Origin of the sequence: Yunchengibacter salinarum, from assembly GCF_037658235.1 — a bacterium.
Classification (GTDB): domain Bacteria; phylum Pseudomonadota; class Alphaproteobacteria; order Sphingomonadales; family Kordiimonadaceae; genus Yunchengibacter; species Yunchengibacter salinarum.
The window spans coordinates 90,567-111,911 of sequence record NZ_JBBJLN010000005.1; the positions used below are offsets into that span (position 1 = coordinate 90,567).

The window sequence follows — 21,345 nt, forward strand, 5'->3', positions numbered from 1 at the left end:
ACGGAGCCGCCCGTGGGGTCAGCCCCGAAACACCCGGCGCCAAGGCCGGGCCAAACCCACCAGACAAGGACCGACCCATGACCGGAAAACCCGTTGTTTTGTGCATTCTGGACGGATGGGGCCACCGTGAGGACGCGGTGGACAATGCCATTGCCCAGGCGGATACGCCCACCTATGACCGGCTTTTCGCCAACTGCCCCCGTGCCTGGCTGAAAACCAGCGGGGAGGCCGTGGGCCTGCCCGATGGCCAGATGGGCAATTCCGAAGTGGGCCATATGAATCTGGGCGGGGGTCGTGTGGTGATGCAAGACCTGCCCCGCATCGACAGCGCCATCGAAAACGGCACGCTCACCGATCAGCCGGTGCTGAAAGACACGCTGGCCCGCATCAAGGCGGCGGGCGGCACGCTGCATGTGATGGGCCTGCTGTCCCCTGGCGGGGTGCACAGCCATCAGCGCCACATTGCCGCGCTGGTGCAAGCGGGCGCTGATGCCGGGCTGAAAGTGGTGGTGCACGCCTTCCTGGACGGGCGGGACACGCCGCCCCGCAGCGCGCTGGACTATCTGGAACGGTTCGAGGCGGACATCGCCCCGACCGGCGCCACCATCGCCACGGTCACCGGGCGCTATTTCGCCATGGACCGGGACAAGCGCTGGGCCCGAGTGCAGACCGCCTTTGACGCCATCACGCGCGGCGCGGGCCAGCACACCGCCCAGAGCGCGCGCGCGGCGGTGGAAGCGGCCTATGAGCGGGACGAAAATGACGAATTCGTCGCCGCCACCGTGGTGGGGGACTATGCCGGCATGGCCGATGGTGACGGCTTCATCATGGCCAATTTCCGCGCCGACCGCGCCCGCCAGATCATGACCGCGCTGGTGGACCCCGACTTTGAGTCCCTGAACCGGGATGGCCTGCCCCGCTTTTCCGCCGTGGCGGGCATGACCGAATATTCCAGCGATCTGAGCAGACACCTGCCCGCCATTTTCCCGGCGGAGGAAATCCGCGACAGTTTCGGGGAAGTGGTCTCCCGCGCGGGGCTGAAGCAGCTTCGCATCGCGGAGACGGAGAAATACGCCCATGTAACCTTCTTCTTCAATGGCGGCGAAGAAACCGTCTTTGACGGGGAGGAGCGCATACTGGTGCCGTCGCCGGACGTGGCCACCTATGACCTGCAACCGGAAATGTCCGCGCCGGAGGTGACCGACAAGCTGGTGGACGCCATCAGGAATGGCGGCTTCGGCGCCATCGTGGCCAATTTCGCCAACCCGGACATGGTGGGCCACACCGGCAAGCTGGACGCCGCGATCAAGGCGGTGGAAACCATTGATGAAAGCCTGCGGCGGCTGGAAGAAGCCGTAACGGCGGCGGGCGGCGTACTGCTGATCACCGCCGACCATGGCAATGTGGAATTGATGGCGGACCCGAAGACCGGCCAGGCCCACACCGCCCATACCAGCTTCGACGTGCCGATCCTGATGGTGGGCGGCACCGGAACGCTGAACAATGGCCGCCTGGCCGACGTGGCCCCCACCATGCTGGCCCTGATGGGGCTGGATCAGCCGGCTGCCATGACCGGCAAATCGCTGCTCAAAGCGGGCGCAGGCGTCCGCGCCAGCGCCTGAGGACCGGGGCACGCCATGGTGATGCGGGCGATCCTGTTGATTCTGTTAAGCGCGGCATGGCTGAGCGGCCCCCTCGGCGATGCCCGCGCGCAGGATGCCGACGACAGCGATGAAGCCCGCGCACAGCTTGAGGCGCTGGAACAGGAAATGGACGCCCGCGCCAAACGCCGCGAAACCCTTGGGCAGACCGCCGAGGAGGCGCGGGCCGCCGCTGAATCCCTGTCGCAGCGGCTTGTCACCCTTGGCCGGGACATCCGCCTGAAGGAGGCGGACGCCACGCGGCTGGAACAGAAGATCAATGATCTGCAAGCCGCCCAGCGCGCCCGGCGCAGCGCGCTTGACGAGCGGCGCGGCGAACTGGCGGCCCTGCTGGGGGCGCTGGAACGCCTGGGCAACCGGCCACCGGAACTGAGCCTGCTGCAACCGGGCAAGGCCGTGGAAACGGCCCGATCCGCCAGCGTGATGGGCACATTGGTGCCGATGATCCGGGAACGGTCGGACCAGTTGCGCCAGGACCTTGAAATGCTGGCGGAGCTGCGCGCCGATGTGGCGAACCGGCAACGAGCGCTCAACCGCACGCTGGACAATCTCAAGGCGCGCCGGGCGGACATGGACCGGCTGATCGCGCAGCGCAAACAGGAAGCGCAGTCAGCCGAGACGGGCGCCGCGCGGGAAGCCGCGGCACTGGACCGGCTGGCCAGCCGCGCGGACGATCTGAAGGCCCTGATCGGCAAGCTGGAAGAGCGGGAACGCCGCCGCCGGGAAATTCTGCGCCGCCAGGGCAGCGCCCCGCCCAAGGGCGCCAGCTTCAGCGAAGCACGCGGGCGGATGCCCTTTCCCGCCACCGGAAAGGTGGTAAGCCGCTTCGGCGATGATGCACCGGTGGGCAAGCTGAAGGGCATCCGGCTGGAAACCCGCCCCGGCGGCACCGTGGTTGCCCCTTTTGAAGGGCGCGTGGTGTTCGCCGGGCCGTATCGCGGCTATGGCCATCTCTTGATCATTGATCACGGCCAAGGTTATCATAGCCTCCTTGCCGGAATGGGGCAGGTGGCCGTTTCGCTTGGCCAGCGGGTGTTGACCGCCGAACCGGTGGGCGCCATGCCCGCGAAATCGGATCGCCCCGCCCGGCTGTATCTGGAACTGCGCCAGGGCGGCGACCCGGTTGACCCGGCGCCCTGGCTATCCCGCCAGACCGCGGAAGGCGCCAGCACCGGCGGCACGGGATCTTGAAACACGGGTGCGACAGTACCCGCCCTCGGCGCCGCGTTGGCGGTGCCGGATCAATCATGGGGCCCTCAAGCCCCAAGTTCGGGAGACCATGATGCGCAACGGGGTCAAATTCACGATCGCCGCCCTTGTCCTGTCACTGCCGCTGGCGCTGCTGCCCATGCTGGGGGAGGATCGCGGCGCACGGGCCGCCAGCGACGAGGAACAGGTCTATGAACAACTGGACCTGCTGATGCGGGTCTTTCAGCGCATCCGTTCCGAATATGTGGACGATGTGAACGACCGCGAAGTGATCGAGGCAGCCATTCAGGGAATGCTCAAATCGCTGGACCCCCACTCCACCTATATGAACAAGGACGTGTACAAGCAGGTCCGCGTTCAGATGGAAGGCGAATATGGCGGGCTCGGCATTGAGGTGCAGATGGAAGAGGGCCTGGTGAAAGTGGTCTCCCCGATCGACGACACCCCCGCCGACAAGGCCGGGATCAAGGGCGGCGACCTGATCACCCATATCGACGACGAACCGGTGATGGGCCAGACCCTGACGGAAGCGGTGCGCAAGATGCGCGGGCCGGTGGGCGACCCCATCAACATCACCGTGGTGCGCGAAGGCGTGGAAAAAGCCTTCGACGTGGAAATCGTGCGGGATAACATCCGCGTGCGCTCGGTGCGCCACCGCGTGGAAGAGGACAGCGTGGGCTATATCCGCATCACCACCTTCAACATGCAGACCGGCGAGGGCGTGGAACAGGCGATCAGCGAGCTGAAGGAAGAACTGGGCGCCGGGCTGGACGGCGTGGTGCTGGACCTGCGCAACAATCCGGGCGGGCTGCTGAACGAGGCCATCCGCGTATCCGATGCCTTTCTGGACCGGGGGGAGATCGTCTCCACCCGTGGCCGCCGGGACCAGAACAACAATCGCTGGTATGCCACCGCCGGGGATCTGCTGGACGGGCTGCCCGTGGTGGTGCTGGTGAACGCCTATTCCGCCAGCGCGTCGGAGATTGTCGCCGGGGCCTTGCAGGATCATCGCCGGGCCGTGGTAATCGGGGACCGCACCTTCGGCAAGGGCACCGTACAAAGCGAAATCCGCCTGGGCCGGGAAGGCGACAAGGCGATCCGCCTGACCACCGCGCGCTATTATACGCCAAGCGGGCAATCCATTCAGGAATGGGGCGTGGAACCGGATATCGAGGTGCTGTTCCCCGGCCAGAAAGCCAACCGCATCAAGCCCCGCCGGGAAGCGGACCTGCGCGGCCACATCACCAATGAAGAAAGCCGCCCTGACCGGGCCGGTGAATATGACACCCCCGCCCGCACCAAAACCGGCCCGGAGGACGCGGCGGATGCCCCCGCCAATGACGATGACGGGGCACGGGACGATGGCGCACGCAAGGACGGCGGCGATGATGAAGCGCCCAACCCCTCCGGCGCGCCGGGGCAGGATGAGAACCGCGTCGATGTGCAACTGCGCCATGCGGTGCACCTGTTGAAAAAAATGAACAGCCTGCCCGAAGCGCAGGTGGCCGAGGCCGCACGCGCCAATGAAGGTGAATGAACCCGGCGCCCGCACCGATCGGCGCGCGCCGGACCTGAAAACGACACACAAATGGGGGCCTGTTTCGGGCCAGTGGGGTAAGGTGTGAAGGCACTATTGGCGGCGTGGGCGATCAGCCTGATCATACTGGTGGGCGGTGTTTTGGCGCTGGAAATGGCCAGCACACCGCCGGACCCCGCAACCAGCGGCGGCGGGCAGGCGGACCAATCCGCCACCGGGGAAAGCGAAACGCCCCCCAGACGGGACGACGATCCCGCCCCCGACCCCACCGATAACAGGGCCGAAAACGGAGGCGACAACGAGGGCAGCGGCGAGGGCAACGGCGCCGCGCCCGAAACCGAAAGCCTGGACGGCAACGATACTGAATCCGGCACATCCGCGCCCGATGAGGCGGGCGCACGGTCGGCCATTGATGCGGTCCCGGCCCGGCAGGACACCGACCCCGAAGCGCCTGAAGGCCCGGCCTTCACCGACACCGCCCCGCGCGTGGAGCCGGACCCGGCCCTGCTGGAAGAAACCAGCAACGGCCCGTTGCCCAAGGTTGGCCGGGACGGGCGTATGCCCGCGGAAGTCTATGCCGCCGCCCATCCGGTGAATGACGAGCGCCCCCGCATCGCCATTATCATGACCGATATGGGTATGCGCGCGCGCAGCACCCGCCGCGCGCTGGACAGCCTGCCCACACAGGTATCGCTGGCCTTTTCGCCCTATGGCGCGGAACTGGACAAATGGGGCCGCCGGGCGCGGGAAAAAGGGTTCGAGACCCTGCTCATGGTGCCCATGGAACCGGTGAATTATCCGCAGAACGATCCGGGGCCGCTGTCGCTGCTGGTCAAGCACATGCCATCGCGCAATATCAGCCTGCTGCACAGCGCCATGGGCCGCATGACAGGCTATGTGGGCATCATCAACCATATGGGGTCCCGCTTCACGGCGGATTCGGACAGCCTGCGCCCCGTATTGGGGGAAATCAAGAACCGCGGCCTGATCTTTGTGGACAGCCGCGCCAGCCAGTACAGCCGGGGCGCCAAGATGGGCCAGGCCATGGGGCTCGCCGTGGCCATCAATAATCGCTATATCGACAATGATCTGGTGGCGGAGGAAATCGCCCTGCAACTGGGCCAACTGGAAAACCGCGCGCGCACGCTGGGCGCCGCCGTCGGCGTGGCGCGGCCCTATCCCGTTTCGCTGGAAGCCATCCGTCGCTGGCGGGAAGACCTGTATGAACGGGGCTTTGTCCTGGCGCCGGTAACCGCCGTGGTGGGGCGGCAGCCGATCCGCTGAACGCGCCCGTCGATCAAAAATCGGTGCTGCGACGCATCAAGTGGATTTCGTGACATCGCCGATGGGTGCGGCGCATGGTTCTGTCAGGCGGCGCGCTTGAAACGGTCGGGCGCATAGCGGGCCGGGTCCACGCCGAAGCGGCCAAGATGATCGGGCACCGCATGGCCGCTGATCAGCGCGGCGGACAGCGCACACCATGCCGGGGAGGTCTGAATCCCCCAGCCGCCCTGCCCGGCGTGCCAGAAGAAACCCTCCGCCGCCGGATCGAAGCCGATCACCGGCGCCCGATCCGGTGCGAAGGTGCGCAGGCCCGCCCAGCGCGCGCCCAGCCGGGGCACGGTCACACCCAGCGTTTCTTCCAGATGGGCCACGGCGCGGGCCACGTCCTCTTCCTCCGGCTGCGCATCGCAGGGAGCGGAGGGGGTCTCGTCCGCCGGGGAGACGAGATAGCCCTCCCCCTCCGGCTTGATATAGAAACGCTCCTCCGCGTCCAGCACCAGCGGCGCATGGGGGTGTGCCCCCACCGCATCCTGCCGGGGCACCGTGACCACCGTGCGGCGCAAAGGCTGCATCCCCACGGCGGGCACCCGCGCCAGCCGCGCCAGTTCATCCGCCCAGGCCCCGGCGGCATTGACCAGCACGGGCGCCGCGAACGTGCCGCGCGGCGTGGTCAGCCGCCATTGACCGTCGCGGCGCACCGCCGCGGTGACGGGCGCATCGGTTTTCACCGCCACACCCGCACGCCGCGCCGCGCCCAGATAAGCCTGATGCAATCCGGCCACGTCCAGATCGCCGCAGTCCGGGTCATGCACCGCGCCCGCCAGGTCCGGCCTGCGCACATGCGGCGCCAGGCGGCGAGTTTCATCCGCATTCAACATCCGCACATCCGGCAGGGCCGGGGCCAAGCTGTCATGAAGGCGCCAGGCCGCATCCGCCTGCCGGTTCGAGAAAATGTGCAGCGCGCCGCGCCGGGTCAGGAAAGGGCGCGGGGACAGATCGGCGGGCGGATCGGCCAGAAACGCCTTGGACGCGCTGGTCAGGGGCTGCACCACCGGCCCGCCATAGGTTTCCGCATAAAAGGCGGCGGATCGCCCCGTGGTGTGATAGCCCGCGATATCCTCCGCCTCCAGCACCAGAATGCGGGCCGTACGCCATGTGTGCACCTTGAGCCAATAGGCCAGGCCCGCGCCGGCGATCCCGCCCCCCACACAGATCACATCATACACCCCGCCACCGGACATGCCGATTGATGAGGCGGATGCGGGATCGGGGCGGGGGGCTGTATCCTGTTCTGCCATGGTGGCGGCGTCTCTCTCACATGCTCCGGGACGGGGGGTCCAAAGCCCCCATGTGGCGCGGAAAGGCGGTTTTGACAAGACCCTTACATCAGGCCCTTTCGCCGAAACCAGGCATACAGGCCCAGTCCGAACAGCACCAGCGAGCCACTGAGCCACCAGAAGGCATCCGGGTGAACGGTGCCGGGCATACCGGCCACATTGACCCCCATCAGGCCGGTGAGAAAGCCCAGCGGCAGGAAGATCGTCGCCACCACGGAAAAGCGGTACAGCGTTTCATTCATGCGCGCCGACAGCATGGTCATCAACTCTTCCTGCTGCATTTGCAGGGCTTCCCGCGCGGTATCCAGGTCTTCCAGATGGCGGATCAGCGTGTTGGCCGTTTCCCGCAGGCGCCCGCGCTCCGCCGACAGAAAGCCCGGCGGATCATATTGCAGGGTGTTCAGCGCGTCACGCTGGGGCCGCAGATAACGGCGATAGGTGAGCACCGAACTCCTGAGCCGCATCATGCCATGATACATGGACTTGTCCGGCGTGCCGAGCAGGGTGTCTTCCAGATCATCCACCTGTTCCAGCATGGCATCCACGAAAGGCGTCATATGCTGCACGATCACCTGCACCAGCGCCGCCAGAACCGCCCCGGCACTGGCGGGGGAATCCGGCCCGATCAGGCGATCTCTGACCCGCTCCACCGCCCGAACCGGGCGGCGCTGACAACTGATCAGGTGGCGCCCGTCGCACCACAGGCGCAGGGATATCATGTCCTCCACCGGCGCGCCGGGCGCCAGATTGGCACCGCGCAGGATCAGCAACAGGCCGCCATCGGCGCTGTCCACGCGCGGCCGGGTATCCTCGTCCGTCAGGGCGGCCAGGGTGCTGTGCGACAGGCCCGGCGCCGCCGCCAGAATGGTCTCTTCCGGTCGGGCGCCTGTCACGTCCACATGGGTCCACCGCCCGTTATCAGCGAGCGCGTCGGCCCGAATCAGGGCGGGATGGTCGCCGCCCACAGGGTCCGCCGCCCCCTCTGCCGCCCCTGCATCCTGCCGTGATTGCGAATCCGAGCCGCTCATGCCTTGCCTGCTCCCCTTCAGAAATGCCCGATCCTGTGCAGCGTGGCCCTTTTCGCGCTTTCCGGCAATCCCTGGCCGGCCATGGCCCGCTTGGCAAACACGGCCCCGCCATGCTTAAAAGGGCGCCCATTGAGGGCCGCCCCGCGGCAATCGACCACCGGCAACCGGTAAGGAGTGCCCGCCCATGTCACAGGACCGCCCCGCCCTGCCCGCCGAGGACATCACGGCGCTGGCCCGCTTCGCGGAGCGACTGGCGGATGCCGCCGCCGCCGTCACCCTGCCCGCCTTTCGCAGGCCCCATGACGTGACCAACAAGGAATCCGGGGGGTTCGACCCGGTCACCGCCGCCGATCGCGGCGCGGAAGAGGCCCTGCGCGCCCTGATCGAGGCCGAATATCCCGACCATGCCATTCACGGGGAGGAATTCGGCCACAAGACCACGGACAGCCGCTTCCAATGGGTTCTGGACCCGATCGACGGCACCCGGTCCTTCATCACCGGGGTGCCGCTGTGGGGCACGCTGATCGCCCTGAAGCTGGACGGCGAACCCCTGATCGGCGTGATCGACCAGCCCTATCTGAAGGAACGATTCGTGGGCACGCCGGACGGCACCACGCTGAACGGCACACCGATCCGCACGCGCGCCTGCCGCGACCTGAGCACCGCCACCCTGATCACCACCGACCCCGACCTGTTCGACGATACCGAATACCGGGCTTTCCGCACGGTCAGGGCGCAGGTGCGGCTGACCCGCTATGGCATGGACTGCTACGCCTATGCGCTGCTGGCCCTGGGGCAGCTTGACGTGGTGGTGGAAGCGGGTCTGGAACCTTATGACATGATGGCCCTGATCCCCGTGGTGCGCGGCGCGGGCGGTGTGATCACCGACTGGCACGGCAATACAGCGGGCGACAGCCATCGCCTGCTGGCCCTGTCGGACCCGGCCCTTATGGGGCAGGTTCTGCCGCATCTGGCGCACTGCTGAGCCGCGCCCCGGTGGGGTCCAGGTCCAGAAACGCCACCAGTTCCCGCCACAGGGACAGGCGAATCGCATCGGTCTCACGCAGAATTTCGTGCTTGGCGCCGTCCAGCATGATGCGCCTGGCATGGGGCATACGCCCGGCGAGCGCCGTGGCGGCGGCATTGGATACGATCCGGTCCTGCCCCGCCAGGACCATGAGCACGGGCGTTTGGATCGCCTCGCCATAGCCCGGCGCGGCGAGCACATGGCAGGACGCCAGCGCCGCCTTCAGCCAGTGCCATGTCACACCGCCCACGGCCAGCCGCCTGTCGCGGTTGGCGATGAACCAGTCCTCATCGGCGAATCGCCCGTCGTCATGGGTAAGCTGCTTGCGCCAGCCCCAGACCCCCTCGCGGTAGGGGCCATGGCCGGGAAGCCAGGACCGCCCCATGCCAAGGCCCGTCATCAGGCCCGCCATCAGGCGCATCAACGCGCCAGGCATCGGGCCGCCATTGATCGCCACCATGGGCGCGATGGTCACGGCCCGCTCGGCAATGCCCGGATGATCGTGCAGGGTGCGCAGCACCACATGGCTGCCCGCCGAATGTCCCACCAGAATCAGGGGCCGGGGCAGGTCCGACAGCGGCCCGTCATCAGCCAGAAAGCTGGCCAGATCGGACACATGGCGGGTGAAATCCCGGATCACATGCCGGTCACGATCCGGGTCTTCCCGGTGCGACAGGCCCTGCCCGCGCAGGTCCAGCGCGGCGACGGAAAAGCCGAACGCCTGAAACAGGTGCATGTCTTCGAAATATTTCTCGATGAATTCGGTGCGGCCCGGCACGAAAACCACCGTTCCCCGGCCCGCGCCATCGCTATTCCCGGCGGCAAAGCTGGCAAAGCGCAGCCGCGCCCCGTCAGCCGCCCGGAACCCGTCAAAGCCGCCGCCATCCGGCTCCACCCGCCGGAGCGCCCGCGCCCGTGTCAACAGGTCCGTCAGCGCCACCATAGCATCCCCCTTTTGATGGGCGCCCGGCCCGTCAACTGCCGGGCGGAGCAACCACATAGCCGCTGGCCCGCCCTGTGAGACCGAAAGTGAGACCTTCCCCTTCCGGCGCCAGAAGACCCAGCGGCAATAAGGGACGATAGCTGTATTCCAGGCTGAGCGTAAAGCGTTTCACACCCGAATCGGGCATGACGGTGGGGCCATCCAGCGTCACGGCGCCCAGTGCCGACCGGTCCAGCAGGGTCAGGTCGCTGGCGACCCGCTCGGTCAGGGCGCTTTGGGTGATGGCCGGCCTGAGCGACACCAGCCGCCCGGCCTCCGCCGCCGCCCGGTCCAGCGTGGCCAGCGCGAAGCCCAGCCGCCCCAGTTCGATGATCACCGCCAGAAGGGTCAGAAAAACCGGCAGGCCAAGCGCGGTCTCCACCGCCATCGCACCGTCCTCGGCTTCGCGCACGCTCCGCGCCGGGGGGCGCGATCGCGCGCGTTGTTGACCGCTCACGCCTGAGCGCTTCGCGCTAAGGCTCCGCGAGGGCGCCGCACTTGCGGCGGGGCGCGGTCGCGCCCGTCGGATGGGTCTGTGTTTGCGCGGAGGGGTGGCACTGACTGCGGGGCACAGTCGCGCGCTTTGTTCATCGCTCACGCCTGAGCGCTTCGCGCTAAGGCTCCGCGAGGGCGCCGCACTTGCGGCGGGGCGCGGTCGCGCCCGTGGGATGGGTCTGTGGATGGGCGGAGGGGCGGCACGCGGCTGTTGCACTCCCGTCGATGGTTCTGTTTTCAGGCCGCTCATGCTTACCCCGCCCTTCTAATTGATCCGGCGCACGGTTTCGGCGCCCAGTGCCACCCGTTCAGGAAGGCCGGGAAGGCCCACCAGAAGCGGGTGCGACTCGGTGGCGGAGACCCGCACATACACATTGCGCAACGTGCCCGCCGCGCAGGTGGGCGTGGCCCCCGCCCCGATGATGCAGTCATGGCGCCCGGCTTCACCGGGACAGGTACAGAACAGCGCCACATCCACCGCGCGGGTCTCGGCCCCCGCCCCGTCCGGTGCCGCCTGCCGGGTGGCCGCAACCACGGGCGCCATGTCACCCCCCATTGGCGGCGCCATCACCGCATAATCGGCCCCGGCGCGCACCGCCTCCGACAGCGCCATGCGGCGGCTGAACGCCAGGCCGAAATCCAGCGCCCCCACCGCCATGACCAGCAAAACGGTCGTCACAAGGGCGGTTTCCACCGCCACGCTGCCCTCCTCGGCGCCGGTGAGGCGGCCAAGGGCGCGTTGAAACCCGGTGCGCATACGGGAAACGGTTCGACGGATCATGGGCGCCTCTCCTCTATTCCACCAGATAGACCGCATAACTGGGCGCCGCATCCTTGAGGCCCAGCGACTCGCAGGTATCCGGGTCATTGCCGATGGTGCTGCCGCCAGTGAACGTGACCGTGGCGGCGAAAATCCGCAGGCAGCCATCGCTGGCCGTACTACCGCCCGCGAAACGCAGATCGCCGGACGGGAAATACAGCGCCCCCTTGATCCGGTTGCCCGAACCGCCATTGAAACGGGACCGGGTTTCCCGATAGGGGGCTTTCGGGTCCTGCATGATGGCAAGGCCCCGCCAGGGGCCGGTGTCCGGCGCGGAAAATGCAAGATCCGCCTTCCCGTTCACCGTTACCGTGCCCACGTCTTCCGGCGTGTCGCCGGTCAGCAGAAAGGTGACCCCCTCCCCCGTCACGGCGGCCTTGGCATTGGCCGTCAGATCGCCGCCATCCACCACGTAAAGGCCGGGTTCCAGCGATACGGGGCCCTTGAAATCCAGGCCGCCACAATAGCGGCCAGGGGTCAGGGTCTCACCGTCCTTGAAGGTGCCGCCGGAAAAGTCGCAGCCGTCATCCGACGGAATCGGAACGGATGCGAACGGATTGCCGGATCGCCCGCTGAACGGCTGCACGGGATTTTCCGATTCGATACCGCCACCGCCAAAGGCGCGAATCCCGCCCACCGAGCGCACGGTTTCCGCCCGCAGGCGCGCGCTGCCGAACAGCAGGATGGACAGATCATTGCTGCTGTTGGACGCCACACCGCAACTGGCGGACACATCCGCATTGCCGGACAGGAAGATCGCCCCTTCTTCCCGCGTGTCCAGGGCCACCACGCACTGATCGCCCAGACCAAGGCGCGCGGACACGCCCCGGCCATCGGCATTGACCGAGTCGGTCCAGCCGAACATGTCGCCCAGAACGGCGGTGAAATACAGCGGGGCGGGGCGGGTCAGGCGCACCTCATAATGATTGTCCACACCCTGATGGGCACCAAAGCGCGGCGGCACGTTCACCGACAGGCTTGTGCGGCTGTCCAGCAGGTTGTTGTCAGACAGGAATTGCGCCACGCCGGAGTCGATATCCGCCCCCGCAATGGCCAGATGGGCGGCTTCCATCGCGGCGCTGTCGGCGGCCCCCTGAAGGCGCCGGTCCACCATGTACCAGGCGGCCACGTCCATGCTGAGACCCGCCGCCCCCACCAGAACCGGCATGGCGAGCCCGGTGATCACCACCACCGCGCCGCCCTGATCCCGGCCAAGGCGGGCCAGCAAACCGCGAAACGCTTTGATCCGGCCCGCCGCCAGAGCAAGCGGGCGCTCAAGAAGGCTGTTCATATGCTGCCACATTCCATTGCCAATGGCCCGGCCCGGCTGCTGCCACATCCTTGGCGGACCCATCCGCCCGGTGCGTGCTGCCACACCCGCCGGGCATCGGGTGCCATTATACGGCCATAGTAATTATCGCCCAAATAGATCGAATACTTTTAATTTATAAAATTTTATTAAACTGAATTTTAAATTATATAATCATTTTTAATCAATCAATACTTCAAATTGGAATCGAAAAATCTTGCTAAAAGCCAAAAAATTTACATCCTGTTTACTTGCACCTGCGATATATCGGGTGTTGGCAACTCAAATGGCAGCTGGAGACAAACAATGCTTACGAAGCTCACCAAACTGATCACATCCGCCCACCGTGACGAGCGCGGGGCCACCGCCATCGAATACGGCCTGATCGCCGCCCTGGTGGCCATCGCGCTGATCACGGCGCTGGAAACCCTTGGCGGTTCGCTCAGCCAGATGTTCACTGATACCGGCACCACGCTGACCGAACAGATCGGTGACGGCGGCGAAGAAGGCGGCGAAGAAGGCGCCTGACACCCGGCCCGGCGGCCCGGCGCCCTTGGCAGGGGCGCGGCCGGTGCCGCCTGAGCGCGCGGATCATGCGCCCAAGGGCGCCTGATCGCACATGGGACAATGCCGGGCGCGCGCGCATCCCCGTCGGGTTGTGGCGCTCCCCCGGTTCCCTGATGGCAGCATGTCCTTGCGGGCATTGTGAAGGAGGGTCTTGCGGTGAGACATCCTCTGTTGGAACAGCTTCCCGTGCCGGAGATGGAAAGCCTTGCCCGTCAGGCCGATCTGGCCCTGATGGCGCTGGTGGCCGGTCTTCTGGTGACGGCGGCGATACAGGATGTGGCCGCGCGCCGCATCCCGAACCGTCTGGTGGCGGCTGTGACAGGTCTTGCCGTTTTTCGCCTGGCTCTGATGATGATGGCCGGCGCCCCCGCTCTCTCCGCGGTGGTGTGGCCCGCTCTTACCGGGCTCGGCGTATTTCTGGCTGGTCTGGGCCTGTTCCGGGCCGGTCTGATGGGTGGCGGTGACGTGAAACTGCTGAGCGCGCTGGCGCTCTTCATCGGCCCCGCGGCCCTTCCCCCCTTCCTGATCATGACGGCACTCGCCGGTGGCCTTCTCGCCGCCGGCATGATGGGGACACGCCTGATCGCCCGGCGGCAATCCGCCGCCATGGCAGAGGCACCCCCCGCAACCGTCACGCTGCCCTATGGGGTCGCCATAAGCGCCGGGGGCCTTTGGGTTCTGGCGCGCATGGCGGCGGAGAGCGCGTTTTAGGCGCGCCGTCTGTCCCTTTCCACGAACCCGCACCCCGCATGAGGGGTGCATCATCCCGTCATTGGCCGGTGTGGGCCAAAGCGGGAGAAAGTGGCAGCCATGACGACTCTGGATCGACCCAAAGCCCGACCCAAGGCGCGGACAAGCTCCAACGGGCGCACACGCCCCGCCCGGCAGATGCGGCGTGGACCGGGCAACCGGCGCCGCCGCACCCTTGTGCTATGGGGGCTGGCGGCGACCCTGAGCCTGACCGTGGTGGTGCTGGTGCGCGCCGCGCTGGATCAACCGGCGCGCCAGTCCGCCCCGGCGCAGCAGGCCCGCGCCCCCGTGACTCGGCAAATTCTGGTGGCGGCCCGCGACCTGCCTGAAGGGCACCTTGTTCAGCCGGAAGACACAAGCTGGCAGACCTGGCCGGAAAGCGGCATCAACGACGCTTATATTCAGCGCCAGGCCCGCGGCACCGGCCCCGCCAGCGCGGCGGACAGGGTGGTTGGCGAACTGGCGGGCCGCGTGGTGCGCACCCGCTTGACCGAAGGCAGCCCCGTCACCCGCGCGGCGCTGGTGGAGCCGGGGGAGCGCGGCTTTCTGGCCGCCGCCCTGAAGCCGGACATGCGCGCCGTGACGGTGCGTCTGTCGGCGGTATCCGGCGTGGGCGGCTTCATTTTCCCCGGCGACCGGGTGGACGTGATCCTGACCCGCCGCATGAAAGACCTGAAGGAACGCAACCGCACCCTGTCGGAAACGGTGTTGCAGAATGTGCGCGTGCTGGCGCTGGACCAGCGCAGCATGAAGGACGAGGAAACCGTTGCCCCCGCCGAAACCGCCACCATCGAGGTCACCCCCAAGATGGCGGAAAAAGTGGCCATGCTGGACGAAATGGGCACGCTGGCGCTGGCACTGCGCGGGCTGGAACGGTCCCCCCGCGCGCTGGCCGAAGACGCCGAGCCGCGCCCGGTGGGCCGCACCCTGTCCCGCACGCTGGACGCGGAAGTGACCGGCGTGGTGGGCCGCCTGGGTGATACCGGGAAAGGCGGGCCGAAAGTGACCGTCACGCGCGGCGCCCGGCGCGAAACCGTCAACACCGGGGGGCGGCAATGACCCGCCGGATCATGCACCTGCCCCGGCCCCGCACGGCGCCGGGCGCGCTCTTGGGCCTGTTGGTCGGCCTGCTGCTGGTCACCCTGCTGCTGGCCAGCCCGGCCAGCAAGGCCGCCCCCGGCGCCGATCTGGTCACACCGGGCGATCAGGCGCTGTCCCTGTCCATGGGAAGCGGCGTGCTGGTGCGGCTGGACCGGCCCGCCAGCGAGGTTTTCATCGCCAATGCGGACATCGCGGATGTGCAGGTGAAATCCCCCCGCGTGGTCTATGTGTTCGCGCAGAAACAGGGCGAGACCAGCTTTTACGCGCTGGACGATCAGGATCAGGTGATCTTCGGCACCACCGTGCGCGTGACCCCGCCGCTGAAAGCGGTGCGCCGCGCGCTTGAACAGACCCTGCCGGACCTGCCGGTATCGGTCACCGCGCTTGGCAATATGCTGATGCTGAGTGGCCGGGTGGAAAGCCCGGTACAGGCCGCCATGGCGGAGCGCGTGGTGCGCCAGGTGACCGGCACGGACACGCTGTTGAACCAGATCAGCATAGCCCAGCCCACTCAGGTATCGCTGCGCGTGCGGATCGCGGAAGTATCCCGCGTGGTACTGAAGGAACTGGGCTTCAACTGGCAGGGCGGCCTGTTCGGCGGCGATGTTCAGGTGGGCATTGCGCGCGGGCGGTCCTTTGGCGGCGACCTGGGCAGCTTTTTCGGGCCCGGCGATCAGGCCACCAGCCTGTTCACCGGCATCACCACCGGCGATCTGGACCTGAATGCCGCCATTGACGCACTGGACCAGGAAGGTCTGCTGACCGTTCTGGCGGAACCCAATCTGACCGCCCTGACCGGCGAAAGCGCCAATTTCCTGGCGGGCGGGGAATTTCCCGTTCCGGTGCCCGATGAAAACGGCATCGGCATCGAATATCGCCCCTTTGGCGTATCCTTGTCCTTCGCGCCCACCGTGCTGGACAGCGGGCGCATTTCCATGCGCGTCAAGCCGGAGGTGTCGGACCTGTCCGAGGCGGGCGCCATCCGCATTCAGGGCATCAGCCTGCCATCCATCACCACACGGCGGGCGGAAACCACCGTGGAACTGGGCAGCGGCCAGAGCTTCGCCATTGCCGGGCTGCTGGAAAATTCCATCACGCAGGACAACAGCCGCCTGCCCGGCCTGGGCGACATTCCCATTCTGGGCGCGCTTTTCCGTTCGGAGAGTTTCCGGCGCGAGGAAACGGAACTGCTGATCGTGGTCACCCCCTATCTGGTGCGGCCCACGGCGCCGCAGAATGTCAGCCTGCCCACGGACAATTATCTGGCCCCCACGGATGCCGAGCGCCTGATCCGCAACGATCAATGGGCACCGGGCGGGGCCGATTCCCATCCCGGCAAGGCCCCGCCCCCAAGGCGGCGGGATGCGGCTGCATCGCCGTCCGGTGCCGAAGAACGGACCACAGGAGACCGACCATGACCGCCATGTCTTTCCCCCATGCCCGGCGACCCGCCACAGGGGCGCGACTTGTCGGCCTCGGCCTGTTGGCGATGGCGCTGACCGCTTGCCAGACCGCGGGCCGGGACCGTCCGGCGCCGCCCATGTCGGGCGGGTACAGCCTGAGCCTGGAAGAGCAGCGCCACAGCCTGCCGGTCAGCCCCGCCAACGACAGCGACGCGGACGCCCTGGCCGGAGACAAAATCAGCCCGGCGCTGGACCGGCGCCTGCGGCAGTTCCTGGCCAGCAGCGGCGCGCGGCCCGGTGATCAGGTGTATCTGACCGCCATGACCAGGGCGCGGATGCCCGTGGCACAGGCCCTGAAGCAATGGAGCGCCGAACAGGGGCTCGACTTTCTCGGCGCGGCCACGGACGGAACTGAAAGCGCGCCGCTTACGCTGGTGCTGGAAACCGTGCGCGTCAAACGCCCCGCCTGTGGCCGCTGGCCGCGGGAACATTATGGCGACACCCGCAATACGGCGAGCCTGACCTATGGCTGCGCCACCACCGCCACGCTGGGCGCCATGATCGCCAATCCCCGCGACCTGAAGGGCGGCCATACCGGGAAAGGCACCGCCGATGCCCCGGTTGGTGCGATCCACCGCACATTCGACCGGATGCGGGCCAAGGGCGGGGGTAGCGCCGCCTCGCCCGCGCTGAAGGGGCTTCAGGCCATTCTGGGCGCCGCCGGTGGCGGCGGTCGGCAATAAGGAGAGGAGCCATGCCGGATGATACATCCATCACACAGCCTGGCATGACGCCGCCCGACGCCACACAGCCGGGCCGGAAACCCCGCACCCCGGCGGCGGTTGTGGCGGCCTATCTGCATGACGGCACCACGCGGGACCGCCTGGCCAGCGCGCTGACGGCGCGGTTCTGGCCCACCGACTGGTTGCGGGCGGGCGGCGTGGCCGACGCGGTGGAACAGATGCCCCGGCAGGGCAGCTTTCCGCACGTGCTGTTCGTGGACATTTCCAACAGCGCCGACCCCATGCTGGCGCTGGCGGATCTGGCGGATGTGATCCCCGATGATGTTCTGGTGGTGGCTGTGGGAGCCGCCAATGATGCCACGCTCTACCGCGAACTGATGCGGGCGGGCGTGCTGGATTATCTGGTGCGGGCGCCTGATGGCACGCTGCCCGCATCGCTTCTGGATGATGCCCTTGAACTGGCGGACGAGGCCCTGACCCGCGCCGCTTCGGGCACACCGGCATCCCCCGCAGGAGAGAACGGCCTTCATGTGGCCGTTGTGGGGGTGCGCGGCGGTCTCGGCGCCAGCAGTATCGCTGCCAATACTGCCTGGACGCTGGCCGAGGACGGGCACCACACCGCCTTGATAGACCTGGACCTCAGCTTCGGGACCGCCGCGCTTTCCTTTGATCTGGAACCGGGCCGGGGGCTGGCGGATGCGCTGGGCGCGCCCGACCGGATCGACGGGCTGTTTCTGGATCGGGCCGCCGTCAAGCCCACGGACAAGCTGTCCGTGCTGGGCTGCGAGGCGGCCCCCGGCAGCGTGGGCGTGATGGACCCGGATACGGTCACCCGCGTGGTGGACGGGCTGGGCGAGCATTTCAGCCATCTGGTCACCGACCTGCCGCGCGACCATCTGTGCCTGCCGGGTCTGGCGGCGCTGTTCAGCGATGTGGTGCTGGTGGCCGACCAGAGCCTGGCCAGCGTGCGCGACGTGATCCGGCTGGTCGCCTTTCTGGAGGATCAGGCCCCCGATGCCCGGCTGCACCTGGTGCTGGGCCGCGACGGGCTGAGCCAGCCGGACGTGTCGGAGGCGGATTTCGACGCTTCCGCACCCCTGCCGGTTAGCCTGGCCATGCCGGAAGACCCCGCCGCCCATCAGGCCGCGACGGAAGCGGGCACGGTGGTGGCCGCAGCCGCCCCGGACAGCGCCGCGGCACTGGCCTGTCTGGACCTTGCGGATCTGCTGCTGGGCCGGGTGAGCGCGCCGGACCCCGCCCCGCAGGGCGGGCTGATGGGGCGAATCAAGGCGGCGTTCGGCCTGGATGCGGCGGATGGGGGGTCGGCATGACGGCACGCACCGCCCCCACCCATCATTCCGGCGGCCTGAAAGCCGCGCGGCTGCGCGCCAGCCGCCCCACGCCCCCGGCGACCGACACGGCCACGCCCGCCCCCTCGGCCACGCCGACCGATATGGCGACCGAAGCCCCGGCGCCCGCCGCATCCGTGACCGGCGCCACCCCGGACACCAGCCCCGTGGAGCGGCTGGCGGTGCTGGCCGAACCCCGGCTCGCCCGCCTGATGGTGGCGGAAACCCTGCGTAGCGGCGACAAGACGACCCTGACCGCCAGGGTGGAGGGCCTGATCGCGGACCTGCTGGCGGAAGAAGCGGACAGCCCCGATACGCCGCCCGCTCCCAGCGAACCGGAGCGCCGGGAACTGGCCACCTATCTGTTCAATCGGCTTGAGGAAATGGTGGGGCCGGTGGGCGCGGACCCGCTCAGCACGGCGCCCACCAATGCGGCGCCGGACACCGACGACGCCAGCCCCGCCGTCATCGCCGCCAAGGAACGCATACAGCCCCTTTTGATGGACCATATCGACCCCGGCGTGGCGGCGGAACTGGACCGGGACAGCCTGTCCGATCAGGTGAGCGACGTGGTGGGCGACCTGCTGGCGCAGGAACGGATCACCCTGAACATGGCCGAGCAGCGCCGCCTTGTGCGCCTGCTGATGGATGACATGCTGGGGCTTGGCCCGCTGGAGCCGCTGCTGGCCGATGAAAGCATATCCGACATCATGGTCAACGGGCCGGAGCAGGTCTATGTGGAGCGGCGCGGCAAGCTGGAACTGACCGGCGTGACCTTCCGCGACAACCGGCACCTGATGAACATCGCCCAGCGCATCGTGACCGCCGTGGGCCGCCGCATCGATGAAAGCTCCCCCGTGTGCGATGCCCGCCTGCCCGATGGCAGCCGGGTGAATGTGATCGCGCCGCCACTGGCGATCGACGGGGCTTCCATCTCCATTCGCAAATTCGCGCAGGACAAGCTGACCATCGACAAGATGGTGAGCTATGGCAGCCTGTCCCCCACGCTTGGCAAGCTGCTGAAAATCCTGGGAGCCTGTCGGCTGAACATCCTGATTTCCGGCGGCACCGGGTCGGGCAAGACCACCATGCTCAATGCCCTGTCGCGCCAGATCAGCAGCGGCGAGCGGGTGGTCACCATCGAGGATGCGGCGGAACTGCAACTTCAGCAGCCCCATGTGGTGCGGCTGGAAACCCGCCCGCCCAATCTGGAAGGCACCGGCGAGGTAACCATCCGCGACCTGGTGAAGAATGCGCTGAGAATGCGGCCCGACCGGATCATTGTGGGCGAAATCCGGGGCGGCGAGGCCATCGACATGTTGCAGGCCATGAACACCGGCCATGACGGCTCCATGGGCACGATCCACGCCAACAGCCCGCGTGAGGCGCTGACCCGGCTGGAAAACATGGTGAACATGGCCGGGCTCAATCTGCCTGCCAGGGCGATCCGGGAACAGATCGCCTCGTCGCTGGATGTGATCGTGCAGGTGCAGCGCCTGCGGGACGGCAGCCGCCGGGCTCTGGCCGTTACCGAAGTGGTGGGCATGGAAGGGGACGTGATCACCACACAGGACCTGTTCCGCTTCGTCTATGACGGCGAGGACGAAAGTGGCCGCCTGAAGGGCCATTTCGAAGCCACCGGCGTGCGCCCCCATGCCATCGAGAAGGCGCATTATTTCGGGCTGGAGAAGGCGCTCATGGAAACCATGACGGAAACGCGCGCCGTGAAGGATGGGCACCCATGAGCCAGAGCGCCACCCTGACCCTGTTGCTGGCCCTGCTGCTGGGCCTGATCGTGCTGGCGGTGCTGGGCCGGGCCCTGCTGCTTCCCGCTTGGCGCCGCCGCCGGGCCGCGCGGGCGCGACTGGCCCGGCTGGTAAGCCGCCATGGCCGCACCGCCGCCCGCCCCGACCAGGTGCGCACCATCCGCCGGTCAGGCCCTGAGGCTGGCGGCGGCAGCGGGCTCGCCGGCGCCCTGGCGCGCTGGCTGCCACACCGGCGGCAGCAACGCGCCCGGCTGGACCGGGCGGGCCTGCACCTGTCGGTGGGGCGCTATATGCAGGGCGTTGGCGGGCTGTTTCTGGGCCTGCTGCTGGTTCTGTTATTGATCGGCCTGCCGGGGATGCTGGCGCTGAGCGTGGCTCTGCTGGGCGGCATCGGGCTGCCCCATCTGGCACTGGGCTGGCTGGCCCGGCGACGGCGGGCGCGGCTGGCGAACCAGTTTCCCGATGCCATCGAACTGATCGTGCGTGGCCTGAAATCCGGCCTGCCGGTGAACGAGGGGCTGGCCAATGTGGCCGCCGAGATCGGCGATCCGCTGGCGGGCGAGTTTCGCGCCATCCGCGACAGCATGGCCCTGGGCAATACGCTGGAACAGGCGCTGTGGGCCGCCGCCGAGCGGGTGGATCTGGCCGACTTCCGGTTTTTCGTCATTGCCGTGGTGGTGCAGCGGGAAACCGGCGGCAATCTGGCCGAAACACTGGCCAATCTGGCCACCATCGTGCGCCAGCGCCGGTCCATGAAGCTGAAAATCCGGGCCATGGCATCGGAAGCCAAGGCCAGCGCCGCCATTGTGGGGGCCCTGCCCTTCATCATGCTGGCGCTGATCCTGATGCTCAACCCCGGCTATGGCATGGTGCTGTTCACCGATCCGCGCGGCGTGGTGGCGGCGGTGGGGGGGCTGATATGGATGATTCTGGGTGTGCTGGTAATGCGCAAGATGATCGCTTTCGAGCAATGATCG

General features: G+C 67.6%; 19 protein-coding genes. 13 read left to right on the top strand and 6 right to left on the bottom strand.

Annotation, left to right across the window (positions count from 1 at the left end; genetic code table 11):
* Window positions 1–77 precede the first annotated feature (77 nt).
* The 4 genes from gpmI (at window position 78) to WGH93_RS06895 (ending at window position 5,691) form a co-directional block, all read left to right on the top strand.
* Window positions 78–1,622 carry a 2,3-bisphosphoglycerate-independent phosphoglycerate mutase gene (gpmI, locus tag WGH93_RS06880; RefSeq protein WP_374764128.1) on the top strand — a complete coding sequence of 515 codons (1,545 nt, stop codon included), beginning with the start codon at window positions 78–80 and terminating at the stop codon, window positions 1,620–1,622.
* A 15-nt stretch (window positions 1,623–1,637) separates the two neighbouring features.
* Window positions 1,638–2,852, top strand: a complete 1,215-nt coding sequence (locus WGH93_RS06885) for a murein hydrolase activator EnvC family protein (RefSeq protein WP_374764129.1) — start codon at window positions 1,638–1,640, stop codon at window positions 2,850–2,852.
* Between the two features lie 88 nt (window positions 2,853–2,940).
* Window positions 2,941–4,407 carry a S41 family peptidase gene (locus WGH93_RS06890; protein WP_374764130.1) on the top strand — a complete coding sequence of 489 codons (1,467 nt, stop codon included), beginning with the start codon at window positions 2,941–2,943 and terminating at the stop codon, window positions 4,405–4,407.
* Window positions 4,408–4,491: 84 nt separating this feature from the next.
* On the top strand, window positions 4,492–5,691 hold the full coding sequence (locus WGH93_RS06895) for a divergent polysaccharide deacetylase family protein (protein WP_374764131.1): 1,200 nt from the start codon (window positions 4,492–4,494) through the stop codon (window positions 5,689–5,691).
* A gap of 83 nt (window positions 5,692–5,774) precedes the next feature.
* Here WGH93_RS06895 and WGH93_RS06900 read toward each other — a convergent pair whose 3' ends face one another.
* Together WGH93_RS06900 and WGH93_RS06905 are read right to left on the bottom strand one after the other, a co-directional pair.
* Entirely contained in the window at window positions 5,775–6,989 is a 1,215-nt protein-coding gene (locus WGH93_RS06900) for an NAD(P)/FAD-dependent oxidoreductase (RefSeq protein ID WP_374764132.1), read from the bottom strand.
* An 83-nt stretch (window positions 6,990–7,072) separates the two neighbouring features.
* Window positions 7,073–8,056: a zinc transporter ZntB gene (locus WGH93_RS06905; RefSeq protein ID WP_374764133.1), complete on the bottom strand. Its 984-nt coding sequence runs from the start codon at window positions 8,054–8,056 to the stop codon at window positions 7,073–7,075.
* Between the two features lie 184 nt (window positions 8,057–8,240).
* Here WGH93_RS06905 and hisN point away from each other — a divergent pair, with 184 nt between their 5' ends.
* The gene (gene hisN, locus WGH93_RS06910; RefSeq protein WP_374764134.1) at window positions 8,241–9,041 is read left to right on the top strand and encodes a histidinol-phosphatase; all 801 of its coding nucleotides are present in this window, start codon (window positions 8,241–8,243) and stop codon (window positions 9,039–9,041) included.
* Here the strand turns inward: hisN and WGH93_RS06915 are convergent.
* The 4 genes from WGH93_RS06915 to WGH93_RS06930 form a co-directional block, all read right to left on the bottom strand.
* On the bottom strand, window positions 9,004–10,026 hold the full coding sequence (locus WGH93_RS06915) for an alpha/beta fold hydrolase (protein ID WP_374764135.1): 1,023 nt from the start codon (window positions 10,024–10,026) through the stop codon (window positions 9,004–9,006). The two genes, hisN and WGH93_RS06915, sit on opposite strands and share 38 nt — an antisense overlap.
* Window positions 10,027–10,057: 31 nt before the next feature.
* The gene (locus WGH93_RS06920) at window positions 10,058–10,453 is read right to left on the bottom strand and encodes a TadE family protein (protein ID WP_374764136.1); all 396 of its coding nucleotides are present in this window, start codon (window positions 10,451–10,453) and stop codon (window positions 10,058–10,060) included.
* A gap of 372 nt (window positions 10,454–10,825) precedes the next feature.
* On the bottom strand, window positions 10,826–11,341 hold the full coding sequence (locus tag WGH93_RS06925; RefSeq protein ID WP_374764137.1) for a TadE/TadG family type IV pilus assembly protein: 516 nt from the start codon (window positions 11,339–11,341) through the stop codon (window positions 10,826–10,828).
* A gap of 13 nt (window positions 11,342–11,354) precedes the next feature.
* The gene (locus WGH93_RS06930; protein WP_374764138.1) at window positions 11,355–12,671 is read right to left on the bottom strand and encodes a pilus assembly protein TadG-related protein; all 1,317 of its coding nucleotides are present in this window, start codon (window positions 12,669–12,671) and stop codon (window positions 11,355–11,357) included.
* Window positions 12,672–12,995: 324 nt separating this feature from the next.
* On the opposite strand from WGH93_RS06930, the gene WGH93_RS06935 reads away from it, so the two are divergent.
* From WGH93_RS06935 to WGH93_RS06970, 8 genes are all read left to right on the top strand, one after another.
* Window positions 12,996–13,217: a Flp family type IVb pilin gene (locus tag WGH93_RS06935; RefSeq protein ID WP_374764139.1), complete on the top strand. Its 222-nt coding sequence runs from the start codon at window positions 12,996–12,998 to the stop codon at window positions 13,215–13,217.
* Between the two features lie 195 nt (window positions 13,218–13,412).
* Window positions 13,413–13,967: an A24 family peptidase gene (locus WGH93_RS06940; protein WP_374764140.1), complete on the top strand. Its 555-nt coding sequence runs from the start codon at window positions 13,413–13,415 to the stop codon at window positions 13,965–13,967.
* Window positions 13,968–14,066: 99 nt separating this feature from the next.
* Window positions 14,067–15,065, top strand: a complete 999-nt coding sequence (gene cpaB / locus WGH93_RS06945; protein ID WP_374764141.1) for a Flp pilus assembly protein CpaB — start codon at window positions 14,067–14,069, stop codon at window positions 15,063–15,065.
* Window positions 15,062–16,525, top strand: a complete 1,464-nt coding sequence (locus tag WGH93_RS06950) for a type II and III secretion system protein family protein (RefSeq protein ID WP_374764142.1) — start codon at window positions 15,062–15,064, stop codon at window positions 16,523–16,525. The genes cpaB and WGH93_RS06950 overlap by 4 nt, the downstream gene beginning before the upstream one ends.
* A complete protein-coding gene (locus WGH93_RS06955; RefSeq protein WP_374764143.1) occupies window positions 16,522–17,253 on the top strand; it encodes a CpaD family pilus assembly lipoprotein in 732 nt (243 codons plus the stop codon). The genes WGH93_RS06950 and WGH93_RS06955 overlap by 4 nt, the downstream gene beginning before the upstream one ends.
* Window positions 17,254–17,264: 11 nt before the next feature.
* Entirely contained in the window at window positions 17,265–18,584 is a 1,320-nt protein-coding gene (locus WGH93_RS06960) for a CpaE/TadZ family protein (RefSeq protein ID WP_374764144.1), read from the top strand.
* Window positions 18,581–20,347 (top strand): TadA family conjugal transfer-associated ATPase, encoded by a 1,767-nt coding sequence (locus WGH93_RS06965; protein WP_374764145.1) that lies wholly within the window; start codon window positions 18,581–18,583, stop codon window positions 20,345–20,347. Before WGH93_RS06960 ends, WGH93_RS06965 begins: the two co-directional genes overlap by 4 nt.
* Window positions 20,344–21,342 carry a type II secretion system F family protein gene (locus tag WGH93_RS06970; RefSeq protein ID WP_374764146.1) on the top strand — a complete coding sequence of 333 codons (999 nt, stop codon included), beginning with the start codon at window positions 20,344–20,346 and terminating at the stop codon, window positions 21,340–21,342. Before WGH93_RS06965 ends, WGH93_RS06970 begins: the two co-directional genes overlap by 4 nt.
* Window positions 21,343–21,345 lie beyond the last annotated feature (3 nt).